This is a genomic window from Halomicronema hongdechloris C2206 (genome assembly GCF_002075285.3).
Taxonomy (GTDB): Bacteria; Cyanobacteriota; Cyanobacteriia; order Phormidesmidales; family Phormidesmidaceae; genus Halomicronema_B; species Halomicronema_B hongdechloris.
This window is the reverse complement of sequence record NZ_CP021983.2, coordinates 3,212,679-3,228,938: the sequence shown is the minus strand read 5'-3', so window position 1 is coordinate 3,228,938 and position 16,260 is coordinate 3,212,679. Positions and strand designations below refer to the sequence as shown.

The window sequence follows — 16,260 nt, the reverse complement described above, 5'->3', positions numbered from 1 at the left end:
GATCGTGGCTCTGGCATAGAACTCTCCGAGAGTGAATCGTTGTGCATTATCTGATGTAAGCCGTTATGTAAGCCGTGCACTAAGGCTTGGGGCACTAGATGGTATGTACCGAAAGGAGCTTCAGATATAGCGCATCGACAGTCTGGATCAGCTAGTTGAGCTCTCGACTAAGGCTGAGGAGTGTTCTCTAACAAAGATTTCATAAATCCATCTCCCAGACCTTGACTAATACTTTTTACGTAAGCTTCTCTAGATAACAGGCTCCTAATCCGAATCCGAGAACCTCCTTAGCAAGGAAAAGAGGAATATTGAAATTCACAAAAAAATAACTTATCTCACGGAAAATAGCAGCTAAATTGAACTATAAACTGTCCATAATTACTAATATTATAAATCTTAAAATTATGGAAAGTCTCCCTTAATGAAATCATGGAATGCGGAGTATAAATGCTGAATATAGATCAGGGTGATCAGCGCCGAATAAATTGGGCTCTGACTCAAGTAAGTTAGGGAGTCACTATCGGTTATAGACATGAAGATCTTAAGTGTCCATAATAAATATAAAGTTCGGGGTGGTGAAGATGAATCATCCGCAGCGGAGAATCACTTACTTAGCGAGAAAGGTCATACAGTCAGTCTCTATGAGAAGTCCAATCATGACATCGCCCATCTTAACCCCATTCGACTAGCAGGAAGAACGATCTGGTCTCAAACGACTTATAACGACATTTGTGAACTGTTAGAACATACAAGTCATGACGTTGTCCATGTTCAAAATTTCTTTCCACTGATATCCCCATCTGTCTACTACGCCGCTCAAGCTAACAAAGTTCCAGTTGTCCAAACTCTTCGAAATTATCGGTTACTGTGCCCTAATGCACTCTTCTTTCGCCAAGGAAAAGTCTGTGAAGACTGTTTAGGTAAACCAATCCCTTATCCCGGCATCTTACATGGATGTTACCGGAATGATCGGGCGGCTACAGCAGCTACAGCAGCGATGTCAGTCATCCATACTACTCTAAATACCTGGCAGAATCAGGTGGACCTATTCATTACCTTGACTCAATTTGCTCGTAAGAAATTTATTGAAGGTGGACTGCCACCAGAGAAGATAGTTGTCAAGCCAAATTTTGTTCATCCTGATCCAGGTCTCGGATCGGGCCAAGGAGAATATGCCCTCTATGTTGGTAGGTTATCTGTAGAAAAAGGATTAGACACGCTGTTGAGTGCTTGGAAACTTCTCAGATCACCAGTTCCGCTCAAGATCGTAGGAGATGGGCCTCTAGCTGACCAAGTTGCAGAAGTGACTACTAGACTTCCCAATATAGAGTGGCTAGGGCGACGTCCTATGGCCGAAGTTCACAATCTCATGGGAGAAGCTCAATTTCTCGTTTTTCCATCCAAATGGTATGAGACCTTTGGTCGGGTGGCCGTCGAAGCCTTTGCGAAGGGAACGCCGGTCCTAGCTGCAGATCTTGGTGCAATTGCTGAATTAGTAGAAAATGAGCGAACTGGCCTACGGTTCTGCCCTGGCAATGCCGTAGATCTAGCAGATAAAGTGGATTACCTCTTAGCACAACCTAAGCGCTTAGAGGAAATGCGTCGGTCTGCTAGAGCCGAATTTGAATCCTGCTATACTGCAGACCTAAATCATCAGCAACTCATACAGATCTATGAGCATGTGCGTATGTTGTCGTCATTGAGATGACAAGTGACTATAAGATTAGTAGCACGGCCCTTTAGTCAGTTTACAAACACTTCGCAGATGTGTGAATCTTCAGAAATACTGCCTGTAAACCTGGGATCTATTAAGTTCCATCTTCAATAATTACTATTGAGCAGCTGGTAGAATCTCCGATGCTTAGTCATTTGAATATCTTAAACGTTAATTATAAATTCATATAATTAACGTTTAAGGCTGACTTTATTATCCGCAAATTGTGATTCACTGGTTGCTAGAGTCTTGTCTATATTTCTTAGTGTTAAATAAATAGAAAGCTGTTTTTAGGTTCGCTAACTATGTATAAAGAGGCTGATATTGCCAATATTCCTGTCGCGATTCTGTGTGGCGGTAAAGGTACCCGCCTGAAAGAAGAAACTGAGTTTCGACCAAAGCCTATGGTTATGGTCGGCGACCGTCCTATGATTTGGCATATTATGAAAACCTATGCTCATTATGGGTTTCAGAATTTCATGCTCTGCTTAGGCTATAAGGGCGAGATGATACGAGAGTATTTCTTTAACTATGACTGGAACCATAATGATGTTCTCTTAGAGTTAGGCGACAAAAAAGTTACTAAGTTAAATAATGGGCATGAAGAGAACTGGAAAGTCTGGTTGATCGACACTGGCCAGGAGACGATGACTGGAGGAAGACTCAAAAGATTGACTCCATATCTTGAAAAAATGGATAGCGATATTTTACTTGGCACCTATGGAGATGGTGTTTGTAATGTCGATATCACTAAGCTACTAGATTTCCATTACAGCCATGGCAAGTTAGCAACAATGACAGCTGTGCGACCTACCTCACGATTTGGGGAACTGGCCATTGAAGATAATTTAGTTACCTATTTCCAAGAAAAGCCTCAAACTAGTGCCGGTTGGATTAACGGAGGTTACTTTGTTTTACATCGTAAGGTTCTAGATTTAATCCAAGGCGACGCCACAGTTTTTGAGGCTGAACCTATGAAAACTTTGGCGGCTTTGGGTGAGTTAGCCGTTTATAAGCATGATGGGTTCTGGCAATGCATGGATACCTACCGTGAACTGGAGCTGCTGAATAAATTGTATGCCGCTAATCAGGCCTCATGGAAAATATGGTAGATCATTTATTTTGGCAAGGTAAGCGGGTACTGCTGACTGGGCATACGGGGTTTAAGGGGGCATGGCTGTCTCTGTGGTTATTGCACCTAGGAGCCAAGGTGACCGGACTAAGCCTAGAACCTGATACTCAGCCCTCATTATTCTCGCAACTCAACTTGGCAGCGGATCTCGATCATCATATCGGTGATATTCGAGATGCGACTTTGGTTAAGGCAATCGTGGAACGTACCAAGCCAGATGTTGTGTTGCATTTAGCGGCTCAACCATTAGTGAGACGCTCTTACCTGCAGCCTGTGGAGACGTGGAATACAAATGTGATGGGTACTATCCATGTGCTGGAAGCACTAAAGCAATGTACTCATCCCTGTGCTGCAGTCTTTATTACCACAGATAAGTGTTATGAGAATAGAGAATGGAATTATGGTTATAGAGAAAATGATCCTTTAGGAGGGCATGATCCTTATAGTTCTAGTAAAGCTGCTGCCGAACTTGCGATCGCATCTTGGCGAAAGTCATTCTACAAAACTTCCTCCAGCTTTGTAGCTATCGCTAGTGCTAGAGCCGGTAATGTGATTGGCGGTGGAGATTGGGCTGAAGACCGCATCGTGCCCGATGCGATGCGGGCTCTAGGCCGCAATCAACCTATCCTGGTCCGTAATCCGTTTGCTACTCGTCCTTGGCAACATGTTTTAGAACCCTTAGGAGGATATCTAATACTGGCGGAGCGTCTATATAAGCAACTGGCAGTACAACCGGCCAACAACCAGCTACATAATTTAATGGGTGCCTTTAACTTTGGTCCTCATCTCTCTTCCAATCAGTCAGTTAAAAATTTAGTAGAGAGTATTTTAATGCATTGGCCAGGTCAATGGATAGATGCATCTGGACGGGATGTAGTTCATGAAGCAAAGCTCTTAAATTTAGTGACCGATAAAGCTTTTCACCAGTTAAATTGGACACCTGCTTGGAATTTTTCAACAACTGTCCAAGAAACTGTTAAATGGTATCGTGAATCTGCTCAATTTAATTTGACTAGCTATGAAGAATTCCGGCAACTAACTTTAAAGCAAATTCAGCAGTATGAGATCGCAGCAGCGCAGCGAGAACTCTTATCAGTGAAAGCATGATATTATACACATTTCAGATATTTAACTTTGATTATAGTAGTCATAATCTGGAGTAATAAACTGTGAACTGCTGGGAAAGTAAAATTCCGGGATGCTACGAAATACAATTAAGAGTATTTCAAGATCATCGAGGAAAGTTTGTGAAAACTTTTCATCAAGGAATATTTGAAGACCAAAATCTAGAAACCCAATTTTCTGAAACTTATTACTCGATCTCTTCCAAAAATGTGTTGAGAGGATTACATTTCCAAGTTCCTCCAAAAGATCATGTTAAGTTAGTCCATTGCCTACAAGGAGAGATTCTAGATGCTGTAGTTGATTTAAGAGTTGGAGCACCTACATATGGCCAATATGAGACGTTTCATTTAACCGAAGACAAAGGTAATTCAGTATATATTCCGGCTGGATTGGCCCATGGATTTTATATATTGAGCGAGCAGGCAGTAGTTATTTATCAAGTTTCAACTGTTTATGCTCCTCAGTATGAGCAAGGTATTCTTTGGGACTCTGCAAATATTCCTTGGCCTACAGATAATCCTAACATTTCAGGAAAAGATAGTAATTGGAAATCTTTATCTGAGTTTAAGAGCCCATTTGTCTATAATGCTCCCAGCTTTGTATGATCATGAATAAATCTCAATTAAAGACAGTTATAATTTCTGGAGCCAATGGATATTTTGGAAAAATTGCCCAGAAATACTTTAGAAATCAAGGCTGGGATGTCATAAAAGCCTGTCGTGACAGTGATGGCGATATACAGTTTGACTTAGATACTCCAGACATAATTGCCAAAACTGCTTTAGAGGTTCCCGCTAGTCTTTTCATTCATGCAGCAGCAGCTCATGAAGTTACTTGTAAACAAGCTCCTTATCAAAGTATCTATCAAAATGTTGCCGGCACAAGAGCTGCATTAGAGTTCTGTCTGAAAAATCAGATTCCAAAGTTTGTTTATATCTCAACCTTCCATGTCTTTGGAAATCCCGCAGGTGCTATTGATGAAATAACACCACCTGTTCCAGCAAATGACTATGGTTTGACGAATCGCCTGTCTGAAGAATATGTAGAACTCTATAACCGTCAAGGTAAGCTTAAGGGTATGGTGATTCGACCTAGTAATTTTTTCGGCACTCCGGCTGAGCTTGATCGTTGTCGGCGATGGACCTTAACACCACTTGCATTTTGTCGAGATGCAGTTGAGCAAAAAAAAATCATATTGAGAACTCCAGGATATCAACAGCGTAACTTCGTCTCGATCCTGGATCTTTGTCGCGTGATTGAAGCTGCTGTTGATCGCATTGATCACTTTCCCCTACTTCATGTAGCAGGGCCTGATACCTTAAGTATTCGCGAACTTGCTCAATGCGTTCAACGCATGATGAAAAAACATCTCCATCAAGACATTGAGCTCATAATACCAGCGGGAAATCTGTTAACACACCAGTTCTCCTACACAAGTCGCTACTTAGCTGATATCTACACTCCCAAGGACAGGATTGAAAATTCTATTGCTCAGCTCTGTATTGGACTCAACAAACGACGTTATCAATATGCTAGCTAGTTCCAAATTTAATTTGTTCGATACAAAGTCAGTAAAAATGTCAGCATATAAAGTTTTAGGCAATTTTTCTAATAAGTTAAAGCCTTTAATCCGTCCTTGGTATAGTCAAATTTTCCTAAGGCCAGCGATAGATTTGTTTTTAAGTACTACTAATGTTGAGAAAGAATATGGCAAGACTCATAAGAAAAACTTTTTAGAGCAAGAGACAGTAGCAACACCAGAAGTAAGGGGAATGCCACCGTTCGATGCTCCCTTTAAATATTTGGAAAAAGACACATATACAACCCATGATATCTATTCTACAGTTGTTGAAGATGTCTTATATGAACCAGGAAATGGAATTGTATTGACTCAATCTCGTAAAATTTTATCAGAGTCTATCTATCCAAGGATGGATTTAATCACAACTGCTGGAGCATTTCTTCACAAGGATTTTCTAATTCGCAAGTTCACTGAATCTCCTATAAAGACTATCCGAGGATATTCTAGTATTTATCAAGGTCTACCCAACGGGTATTATCATAAAATTATTGATTTGGTCCCGCGCTGTTCTTTACTGAATCACCCCGACTATACACAACTTGATGAGATTAAGTTATTGTATGCTGAGCCACTAGCCGAAGTAGAGAAATTGATGGTACCCCAGCTCATTCCCTCAAACACGACTCGGGTAAGGTTGGAGCCTGGACGGCTTTACCATTTGGAGAAATTAATTTTACCAACATTCCTAACTCAATTTGGCTCTGGATATCTACCAAGCTTCTACATTCAGAAGCTGCGCGATACCTTTCTACCGAAACGTCCTTCCAGACGAGAAAATAGAATCTATATCTCCAGGAAAAAGTCAGCTCAGAGGCAAAAAAAACGTCATATAATAAATGAAGAAGAGCTATTTCTGGAATTGGAGAAGTTTGGATTTAAGAACTATTGCCTAGAAGACCATTCCTTAGTTGATAAAATCGAACTTTTCTATGATGCAGAAATGGTGATAGGGGCTTACGGTGGCGGTTTAACTCATATTCTTTTCTCGGATAATGTGAATGTCTTAGAGCTACAGGTCATGGCTAAGATGCAAACATATTATTATTATATAGCCAAGGCACTGGGGCATAATTTCCAGTTTTTATGTGCAGATAGAGCCAATAACCGAGAAAACTTTTCGGTGAATATTGATAAAATTATTGAAATTGTCAATCAATGGCAGTCTTAGGAATAAAACCTTAATAGTTTCTCTATTTAGATTTTGATTAGAAACCTGACTCAAAATGGGCCAAAGCCTAAGTTATCAGAGGAAAAAGACATATATAGCAGGATCAACACTGGTTTTGCTGGCATTTTCAACTGCCTTTTTTTCTCGGATTGTTGACAGTGCAGGTGCTCCATCAGCGATTAACTTTCTTCATTTTTTGACGATCCCATTATTCTGTGGCCAAGTTATTGTCACGGCTCGCGGCCTTCGAAGTTATCAGCGGAATATTATTACAGCTTTTAGTTTTGGACTAGGTGCTTTGCTGTCAATTATGCTAGCAAGTGCTATCCAAAATGATGCAGGGTTTATCAATGTTGTTTTAGATTTTTTGCTTTTGGGGGAACCTTTCATATTGTTGATTGCGTTTATTAGTCTCCCAATTAATTTAGCAAGAATCCGTAAGCTAAGAACATGGCTGAGTATTTTTTGTATTACTAATCTTGTATTTGCCTATGTTCAGTATGTCTTATTTGCTATCCTAAGATTGCATCCAAAACCTGGTAATCCAGATTACATTCAAGGTATTTTCTACCATTCTGGTGGGGGTCATGTTGTCAGTGCTTCAGTGTCTCTAGCCTTTGGCATATACTATGCCTATACTGCCAAGTCATTGCCTCTGTGGCTCAGAGCAGTGGTTATTATGGGGACACTGGGCCACATGTTAATGGCTGATGCCAAGCAAGTATTATTATATTTTTTAGTAGCTTTTATTCTGCTTTTAATAACAAAGCTAAAGAGTGTTGGTGAGGCTATAAAATATTTTTCTGGGGCCATTTTATTTGGATTTGTCTTTTTATGGTGCGTTCAAAATGTTCCTGCCTTTGGAGCATTTCAAACATGGGCTCGTCCAGAAATTTATGGACCCGATGGAGAGGCTACGCTACTTAAGTCAGCAGCGCTGCGGATAATTCTCGAACACTATGAGTCGCCTCTCAACTGGTTATTTGGGTTAGGCCCTGGCCATACTGTAGGTCGCCTTGGGGGATGGATGATTAGTGGATACTGGGATTTACTAGGTCCTCTGGGGGCAACCCGGCATCCTGTTCCACCTGCTGTTTGGTCCGCCGTAGGCCAGAGTTGGCTAGGTGACCAATCTAGTATGTTTTCCCCCTTTTTTGGTTGGGCTGGTATTTGGGGTGACTTAGGCGTACTTGGGCTGGCTGCCTACATTTCTCTAGGGGTGATTACGTTTCGCCATCTATGCTTAGATGATTACTCTAAGCTCTTGGTGTTCAGTGTCTTTGCAGTGGGTCTCGTCTTTACTCAGATGGAAGAGCCCGGTTACATGTTGAGTGTTGCTGTCATGATTGGTTTAAGGTGGCAAGAAGTTACCCTAAGACGCCTTGATCCAGGTGCCATCAGAAACCTCAACCCTAAAGTCAGGCTGAACTTGGGGAAGCCTAAGCAATTGCTGAAGGACATTATTCTAATTCCCCGTCAGAACTTCTCTGATAGGAGACCTGTTCATCAACCTATGGAATGAATATTTCTTAACCGGGTCGAGCTAGATTGCGGAAACGGGTAAATTGAGGTTCGAATAATAGTTTGACGGTCCCGGTGGGACCATTACGATGTTTAGTGACGATCACTTCTGCAATCCCTCGATCAGGCGTATCGGGGTCGTAGTATTCTTCACGATAAAGCATCATGACCAGGTCAGCATCTTGTTCGATGCTGCCACTTTCTCGCAGGTCTGACATCATAGGCCGTTTATTGGTGCGAGACTCGACGCCGCGGCTCAACTGCGATAGGGCAATAATAGGTACGTTTAGTTCTCGGGCTAGACCCTTGAGAGAACGAGTGATTTTAGACAACTCTTGTACCCGGTTATCACCGCCCCCCTCCATGAGTTGTAGATAGTCAATGAGGACTAGGCCTAAGGCTCCGCCCTGCTCGGCCTGAAGACGTCGAGCCTTGGAGCGCATTTCTACTACTGAGATGTTGGGGGTGTCATCAATGAAGACAGGCACTTCTGACAACATACCAATGCTATGACTCAAGCGTTCCCATTCCTGTTGGGCAATGCGCCCTGTGCGTAGACGATTACTTTCAATTTCTACTTCACTGGATAGCAGCCGGTAGACTAATTGCAGTTTGGACATCTCCAGGCTGAAGATGGCGACTGGTAACCTTTGCATTGCGGCGATATTGCGAGCAATATTGAGGACAAAGCTAGTTTTGCCCATCGACGGTCTACCGGCAGCAATAACTAAATCGGAACGCTGAAATCCTTGGGTCATCGCGTCTAGGTCATAAAAGCCGCAGGCAACTCCAGGCATGACCAATCCTAGGGAGCGTTGCTCGATCTCGGCAAAGGTATCAATCAGGATATCGGCGGTTGAGGTAAGACTTTGTTGAGGGCGATCTTGGGTAATACCAAATAGTTTTTGCTCAGCTTGGTCAAGAACAGTTTCCAGTGGTGTATTGGCCTCATATCCTAATTGAATGATGTCTCCGCCAACATGGAGAAGCCGTCGCCGAGTATATTTGTCCATGACCAGAGTGGCATACTGGTCGATATTGGCAGCACTAATGGTGCGGTCAACCAGCTGAGCTAAGCGACTCTGGCCACCAATTTTTTCCAATTGCTCTCGATCTTGCAGCCAGGCGGTGATGCTAAGTAAGTCGGTGGGTAGCCCCTTGCTATTGAGATCTAGTGCGGCCCGATAAATTTCTCGGTGGGCGCTGATATAGAACGCGTCAGGATGCAAGATTTCCATGACTCGCCCCAAGGCTTCTGGATCAAGCAGAATGCCGCCTAGGATAGCCTCTTCAGCTTCAATGTTTTGGGGCGGTAGGCGATCATTGATGGGCTCAAAGTTAAGGGATTGCACCATTATGACTGTGATTGAGTGCTTGGGTGCGACTAGCGAACCGGGGCATAGATTTGCATCCTGACGGAAATGGAATCGGCGAAATAGACTGGTGGATCCATGTCTACCTCAAAAAAACTAGTCAGCAGGTTCCCTCATGATGGCTCGCTTTGACAACAAAGATCGATGTAGATGCAGAGATTGCTTTGACTAGTCAGCGTAGGATATTGCTGATTGTTCCAGTACTAAGTTTGGAAAAGTGACTGGCTTGCCATCACATACATTAAAGGACAAGCCAATGGAGTCGTTACCATTGGCTCGCTTAGAAAGCACTATATAGTCTAATTCGATCAGGCTAGTACCAACCTGAATGTAGACTAGTGTTTCCTGATTGGCAGCTGATTGGCAGCACCCTATGACTGGAGTCCTCACTTCGGTAGGCACCCCAGAGAATTATTGGGCAACGACCCGCAGATTGATCGTGGCGGTGACTTCACTATGGAGCTTGATGTCTACCTGATATTCACCGAGCCTGTTGATGTCATCAGGCAGCGTAATGTTACGCCGGTCAACTTCTTTGCTGGCTAAGGATTGAATCACGTCAGCTACGTCAGCGGCAGTGACAGTACCAAAGATGGCGTCCTTTTCCCCGACGGGCTTTTGGACGGTAAACAGGCCAATGGTTTCTAAAGCTGTCTTGGTGGCTTCGGCATCCCGTTTAATCTGTAGCAGACGTTGCCGCTCTTCTTCACGGCGACGTTCTACCTGTCGCAGTACGCCTGGAGTGGTGCGTACAGCAATGCCCCTAGGAATAAGGTAATTGCGGGCATACCCTGGAGCAACATCAACTAAATCGCCGGACTGACCCAGCTTGCGTACGTCTTGATTGAGAACAACCTGTACCCGTTTTGCCATAATTTTCTCGTAAAGCCCAGCTCCTTATTATGCCGAATCAATAGATGCGATCGCAACTATTACAATAGGCGAACAGGCATACCTCCTTGACTATCACCGCGATCATGAAGCTTGTTCTCTCTTTAGTGCCAGCCATCTGGGTAGCGGCTGTGGCCATCCTCTCCGTGCAGAATGCCACCCCTGTCTCCCTGCAATTTCTTACCTTCCGCTCTATTGAGATGCCGATGGGGGTGCTATTGGGCATCTGTGCGGCTGGCGGCATGGTCGGCACCGCCCTGCTCATCAGTTTGGAGAGGCCGCGTCAGCAGCGGTCCCGGCGATGGTAGGGCTTCCCTTTCAGGTTAGAATGGCCCCGCCCATGAGTTTGGTATAGCGGCGTTGTAATTCGGCCCGTAGCCGGGGCCATCGCTCTAGGCGTTCATCTGCTTGTAATAGAGCTTCGGCTGCCTGGCGGGCCAACTCCAAGACAGCCTGATCTTGTACTAAACTGGCCAGGGCAAAGTCCGGGAGCCCGGATTGCCGCGTCCCCAAGACCTCACCCGGCCCGCGAAACCGCAAATCCATTTCTGCGATCACAAACCCATCCTGGGACTGCTCCAAGACTTTCAACCGCTGCAGGGCTGATTCACTACGGCTACTGCTCATCAACAGACAATAGGCCTGATCAGCCCCTCGCCCCACCCGTCCTCGCAGCTGATGCAACTGCGACAGGCCAAATCGTTCCGCATGCTCAATCAACATTACGGTGGCGTTGGCAACATCGACCCCCACTTCTACCACCGTCGTAGACACCAGAATATCGATCTCTCCAGTGCGGAAGCGGCTAATGGCAGCCTCCTTATCGGCAGAACTCATGCGACCATGCAAGAGGCCTACCGCAAACTCCGGAAAAACCACTTGCTCTAAGTGTTGATGTTCCTCGATGGCTGATTTTAAGTCGAGCTTTTCCGACTCGTCCACCAGGGGCAACACCACATAGGCCTGGCGGCCCTGGGCAATTTCCCGACGAATTAGGTCATAAGCATGGATGCGATCGCGATTGGTCAGCAGGGTCGTCTGAATTGCCTGACGCCCTGGCGGCAATTCATCGATTTGGCTCACATCCAAATCCCCATGTAAGGTCAGGGCCAACGTTCGAGGAATGGGGGTGGCGGTCAGGGTCAACACATGGGGATTGTCTCCCTTACGCTGCAACCGAGCCCGCTGCTGAACACCGAAGCGATGTTGCTCATCAATCACCACCAACCCCAAGCGACAAAACTGTACCGGATCCTCGATCAAGGCATGGGTACCGACGAGCACCGGTAGTTCTCCCGTCGCCAGCTGGGCCAAGAGCTCCCGGCGCTTTGCTGTCCGCGTCGAGCCAGTCAGCAGATCCACAGGCAAATGCAACTGATTGAACCAACCTACTAATTTGCGATAGTGCTGCTCTGCCAATACCTCTGTGGGAGCCATCAGGGCCGACTGATAGCCCGCCTGCAAGGCTGCCAACATGGCCACCACCGCCACCACCGTCTTACCAGAACCCACATCTCCCTGCACCAGTCGATTCATCGGGGTGGGGTGTTGAAGGTCCTGCAGAATTTCCTGAATCACCCGTTGCTGGGCTGCTGTCAGCTTGAAGGGCAACCCTTGATAGAAGGCCTCCACCAACTCACCAGTTGGCGGCAAAGTAATGGCCGTCGTTTGCTGCTGCTGCTGGCGGCGGCGACGCAGCAGCCCTAACTGTAAATAGAAAAATTCATCGAACACCAAGCGGCGACGGGCCTGGGTGCAGGTCTCTAAGGAGTCTGGGAAGTGAATCTGCTGCAACGCCTGCCCTAGGGGCATCAGATCATGGCACCGCCGTAGCGGTAGGGGCAAGGGATCCTGCAGGGTATCCAGGGCCGGCAGGGCAGCTGCTACGGCTCGACGTACCAGATCCGCCCCCACCCCCTCGGTTAGCCCGTAAACCGGGACAATCCGGCCAATGGTAAGGGAGTCGATCTGGCCGCCGGGACCATCTAAGACTTCCAGATCGGGATCATTGAGGGTAATGCCATACTTACTTTGCTTCACCAGCCCTGAGGCTGCAATGATAGCGCCCCGGGGATACTGCCGCTGTTGCCGCCGCTGCCAGGTGGGTTGACGATAGCGGTTGCCGGCAAAAAACCGACTGAGTTTGAGTTGGCCGCTGGCATCCTGGAGCAGAATCTCCAGGATGGTGAGCTTGGAATTACGGGGACTGCTAAAACAGGTACAACGCTTGACCGTGCCCACCACTGTTGCTGTCTCCCCTGGCACGAGATCCCGCATTCGTACCTGTTGAGAGTAGTCGACATGGTCCCGGGGATAGTAAAACAACACATCCAAGACTGTATGTAATCCCAGCCGAGCGAGGCGTTCACTGTTTTTAGGGCCGATTCCTTTTAGATAGGTCAGCGACTGATCTAGCGTCGGCAGCCGGCTCGGCAAACTACCTAGGGCCGTCGTTGGGTCTGCGGCCTTGGTCGCCATAGTCGGGCGAGGACGATGGGAGCTTGTTTCTCCCCTTAGATTGGTTGATTCCGCTGCTTTAGAGACAACGGATTGCTCCAAGGCTTGCCGAGTCTGTTGCAACAGTCGTCGGGTGTCAGCGACAAGATGCTGGCGCTGGGCAAAGCTGAGATCAGCATACTGACGAAACTGAGTGGCGAGTGCTTGCCAGCGCTGCTGTTCTGAAGGAGGTAGATCCGGTGGTGGTGCCCCTAGCTGTTGAGACAGGAACTCGCTGAAGCGTTGTTGCTTACCAACCAGGTCATTAAAGCCCCGGTCTGCTTCCACAGAAAGGGCCTTCTGTAACCGGATCCAATCAACAGCGGGGGCTGAACTCATGGTCGAGACTCTGGGGTTTAGGGAGATTCCCCCGGTTAGCACGATCTCAGGTGGCAGTATAGCAACTGCCATCGAGCTAGATGCCGGTGTGGCAATAGCCCGACTATGGCTGAGGCAAGGTCAGTCATCGTACCAAATGGCTCGCCAAGCCGCTTCTGCCTCGGCGATTGCCTGTTCCTGTTGCTTTTTCTGATACTGACGACCCAGTTTTTTGAGTTTGGCCAGAGCCTCTCGTAGTCGACTCCGCCAAAGGGAGGTCTGGGGATCGGCAAACTCAATATCTGAGAGCTGCAGATGGATAGCCATCAGGTGAGTCACGCGGCTATCGTCTTGGTCCTCATGGTCAGCGGCCTCCTCCTCTTCTTGTTGATCGAGATCTTGATCGAGATCGACCTCGCTTTGATCATCTGAGATGCGATCGCGCATTTCTACCAACACATTTAATAAATTGGGTGGGGATGGGCCCCGATCCATAGCAGTTGACTCGGCCGCTGCCGCCAAGACCACTTCGGGTAAATCCGGCAAGATTCCTGCTTTCTTCAGGAGAAAATTAGCCGTTTTGGTGACCCCCTGCAACACGGTGCGAATATGCTGCTCTAGATGCAAGTGTTTCTTGGCTAACCGAGCAGGAGTCAAAGGCTCCTTAGCATCTGGTGACGTTGCCCTGGCTGCGGCTGACTCGTCAGTTCCTTCCCTAATTTGACGCAAGGCAGCTGCCGCCGCTTTCGCAATCATATCTGGGGTTGCCACTGGGCCCTCAGCAGCCTTGGAAACCTCCGGCCCTTCAGTTGAGGGACTCTGAGAAGTATTAGTCTCCAAGGACATCTCAGCGTCGGTTTCCTCTGGGGTGTCCTCTGGCAGCGTGCTTTCTGATGCAGAAGATTCATCTATCGGCTCTGATGACTGCTCTTCCGGCAAAGACAGCTCGTGGGTCAGGTATTGTTCCAACCATTCCATCGGGGATGCTTGCCACACTTGCAGGCTAGCCTGTAAATGTTCCTGAGCCTCATCTCCGAGCTCCCGTATCGCCACCTGTAACTTCTGACGCTGAGCCACTGATAGGTTGAGGAAGGCATCAGGATAGGCCTGAGTGCAGAGACGATAACTGGCCAGGATTAATTGTTGCCGCGCCGCCTTACCTAGGGCCTGCAGATAATGCTTATAGAGCTCTTGGAAGTCTTCTGCCAGGGCTGCTGTAGCCTCGGTCAGAGAATCTAATTCCCGGCGTATTTGTTCAACTGTACCAGCCATAAAGGTTTTGCCTATGAACGGCAACCGCCTCAGTCTTTAAGGCTGTGACGACAGCAGGGCCGACCTCTACAATCGGAGTCCGCCCTGCCCACGCCCCAGTCGGAGTAGGCTAACTAAGACCAGAGGCTATGCTTTGCCGGTCTGAGCAGCTACCTCTTCGGCAAAGTTGCTCTCGTCTTTTTCAATCCCCTCACCCAAGATGAAGCGCACAAATCGTCGCACTTGGATATTCTCACCCAATTGCGCCACGCTTTGCTTCACCAACTCTTCGACCGTGATGTTTTGGTCTTTGATAAAGGGTTGGTCCATCAGAGATAGTTCCTTCAGCCGTTTATCGATGCGGCCTTGGACAATCTTCTCTCGAATATTTTCAGGTTTGCCAGCCAGATCATCACGGCCCATTTCAATGGACTTTTCTCGTTCGACGATGGCCTTTGGAATGTCATCACTGCGGACAAATTCCACGTTAGGACAGGCTGCAATCTGCATAGCCACATCCCGTACCAGGCTCTTAAATTCATCGCGGCGAGCGACGAAGTCAGTCTCACAGTTGATTTCAACGAGTACTCCAACCCGGCCACCCGTGTGAATATAGCTGTCTACTAACCCTTCCGCCGCCAAACGGCCTTCTTTCTTGGCTGCCGAAGCGATACCTTTCTGTCGCAGCCACTCGGTGGCCTTGCTCAGATCGCCATCGTTTTCCTGCAGTGCCTTCTTGCAATCCATCATGCCTGCGCCAGTTTTCTGGCGCAGTTCCTTAACTAATTTTGCCGAGATCTCCGCCATAATCCCTTCCTAATGCGTGAACAATGAATCCCCCAAAGGGCTAGTGTCGGTATGCGATCAAGCTTCAGCTGAAGCCTCAACTGGTTCTTCACCTTCGGCAAAGGTGTCCTCATCGCCTTCATCATACTCAAAGGCGTCCTCGGCACCATCGTAATCCTCATACTCTGAGTCGACTTGGCCGTGGGATCCTTCGTAAATGGCGTCGGCGAGTTTGCTCAAGATCAGCTTAATCGATCGGATGGCATCGTCGTTAGCTGGAATCGGTACGTCCACGACGTTGGGATCACAGTTGGTATCTAGGAGGGAAACGATGGGAATATCAAGCTTCTGGCATTCCTGCACGGCATTATATTCCCGTCGAATATCGACAATGATGGCAATGTCTGGCACCCGTCGCATGGTCTTGATGCCGCCCAGATACTTGCGAAGTTTCTCTAATTCGCGCCGCAGAACCGCCCGCTCCTTCTTGGGGCGAAGGGCCATAGCCCCCGTTTCTTCCATACGCTCTAGCTCTTTTAGATACTCTACCCGGGACTTGATCGTCGTCCAGTTGGTGAGCATCCCTCCCAGCCAGCGCTGATTGATGTAGTGGGCCCCACAGCGACTTGCCTCTTGGGCAACGATGCCAGCAGCTTGGCGCTTAGTCCCCACAAACAGGAATTTTTGTCCTTGGTCTGCTGCAGTCTTGACGAAGCTGTAGGCATCTTCCATTAACTTAGCCGTCTGGACCAAGTCGATGATGTGAATGCCGTTACGGGAGGTAAAGATATAGGGCTCCATCTTAGGGTTCCAGCGGCGAGTCTGGTGCCCAAAGTGAACCCCCGATTCCAATAGTTCGGGCAGTGAGATAACAGGCATGGTCATTGATCTCCTTTTCGGGTT

The 16,260-nt window shown here is 47.2% G+C and carries 14 protein-coding genes; 8 read left to right on the top strand and 6 right to left on the bottom strand.

The features are described from left to right. The first annotated feature begins 532 nt into the window (after window positions 1-532). The 7 genes from XM38_RS14665 (at window position 533) to XM38_RS14635 (ending at window position 8,243) form a co-directional block, all read left to right on the top strand. Complete coding sequence (locus XM38_RS14665; protein ID WP_080805759.1) at window positions 533-1,708, top strand: glycosyltransferase family 4 protein; 1,176 nt, start codon at window positions 533-535, stop codon at window positions 1,706-1,708. A gap of 311 nt (window positions 1,709-2,019) precedes the next feature. Then, window positions 2,020-2,826, top strand: a complete 807-nt coding sequence (gene rfbF / locus XM38_RS14660; RefSeq protein WP_080805757.1) for a glucose-1-phosphate cytidylyltransferase — start codon at window positions 2,020-2,022, stop codon at window positions 2,824-2,826. Beyond that, window positions 2,811-3,953 carry a CDP-glucose 4,6-dehydratase gene (gene rfbG / locus XM38_RS14655; RefSeq protein ID WP_080808714.1) on the top strand — a complete coding sequence of 381 codons (1,143 nt, stop codon included), beginning with the start codon at window positions 2,811-2,813 and terminating at the stop codon, window positions 3,951-3,953. Before rfbF ends, rfbG begins: the two co-directional genes overlap by 16 nt. Window positions 3,954-4,015: 62 nt before the next feature. Further along, on the top strand, window positions 4,016-4,576 hold the full coding sequence (gene rfbC, locus XM38_RS14650) for a dTDP-4-dehydrorhamnose 3,5-epimerase (protein ID WP_080808711.1): 561 nt from the start codon (window positions 4,016-4,018) through the stop codon (window positions 4,574-4,576). Window positions 4,577-4,578: 2 nt separating this feature from the next. Then, window positions 4,579-5,511 carry an NAD-dependent epimerase/dehydratase family protein gene (locus XM38_RS14645; RefSeq protein WP_080808741.1) on the top strand — a complete coding sequence of 311 codons (933 nt, stop codon included), beginning with the start codon at window positions 4,579-4,581 and terminating at the stop codon, window positions 5,509-5,511. A gap of 37 nt (window positions 5,512-5,548) precedes the next feature. Continuing rightward, on the top strand, window positions 5,549-6,721 hold the full coding sequence (locus XM38_RS14640) for a glycosyltransferase family 61 protein (protein ID WP_080808738.1): 1,173 nt from the start codon (window positions 5,549-5,551) through the stop codon (window positions 6,719-6,721). Between the two features lie 55 nt (window positions 6,722-6,776). Continuing rightward, complete coding sequence (locus tag XM38_RS14635; RefSeq protein ID WP_080808709.1) at window positions 6,777-8,243, top strand: hypothetical protein; 1,467 nt, start codon at window positions 6,777-6,779, stop codon at window positions 8,241-8,243. A 7-nt stretch (window positions 8,244-8,250) separates the two neighbouring features. On the opposite strand, the gene dnaB is transcribed toward XM38_RS14635, so the two are convergent. Both dnaB and rplI read right to left on the bottom strand, forming a co-directional pair. Beyond that, window positions 8,251-9,597 carry a replicative DNA helicase gene (gene dnaB / locus XM38_RS14630; RefSeq protein WP_080808707.1) on the bottom strand — a complete coding sequence of 449 codons (1,347 nt, stop codon included), beginning with the start codon at window positions 9,595-9,597 and terminating at the stop codon, window positions 8,251-8,253. Window positions 9,598-10,026: 429 nt separating this feature from the next. Further along, complete coding sequence (gene rplI / locus XM38_RS14625) at window positions 10,027-10,488, bottom strand: 50S ribosomal protein L9 (protein ID WP_080808704.1); 462 nt, start codon at window positions 10,486-10,488, stop codon at window positions 10,027-10,029. Window positions 10,489-10,592: 104 nt separating this feature from the next. On the opposite strand from rplI, the gene XM38_RS14620 reads away from it, so the two are divergent. Next, window positions 10,593-10,814: a lipopolysaccharide assembly protein LapA domain-containing protein gene (locus XM38_RS14620; protein WP_080808702.1), complete on the top strand. Its 222-nt coding sequence runs from the start codon at window positions 10,593-10,595 to the stop codon at window positions 10,812-10,814. Between the two features lie 10 nt (window positions 10,815-10,824). On the opposite strand, the gene recG is transcribed toward XM38_RS14620, so the two are convergent. The 4 genes from recG to rpsB all read right to left on the bottom strand — a co-directional run bounded on the left by recG (window position 10,825) and on the right by rpsB (window position 16,236). Next, complete coding sequence (recG, locus tag XM38_RS14615) at window positions 10,825-13,341, bottom strand: ATP-dependent DNA helicase RecG (protein ID WP_080808699.1); 2,517 nt, start codon at window positions 13,339-13,341, stop codon at window positions 10,825-10,827. A gap of 120 nt (window positions 13,342-13,461) precedes the next feature. Next, window positions 13,462-14,592 (bottom strand): hypothetical protein, encoded by a 1,131-nt coding sequence (locus XM38_RS14610; protein WP_088430240.1) that lies wholly within the window; start codon window positions 14,590-14,592, stop codon window positions 13,462-13,464. 126 nt (window positions 14,593-14,718) lie between these two features. Next, on the bottom strand, window positions 14,719-15,378 hold the full coding sequence (gene tsf / locus XM38_RS14605; protein WP_080808692.1) for a translation elongation factor Ts: 660 nt from the start codon (window positions 15,376-15,378) through the stop codon (window positions 14,719-14,721). A gap of 57 nt (window positions 15,379-15,435) precedes the next feature. Next, complete coding sequence (gene rpsB / locus XM38_RS14600; RefSeq protein ID WP_080808735.1) at window positions 15,436-16,236, bottom strand: 30S ribosomal protein S2; 801 nt, start codon at window positions 16,234-16,236, stop codon at window positions 15,436-15,438. Between the last annotated feature and the right edge of the window lie 24 nt (window positions 16,237-16,260).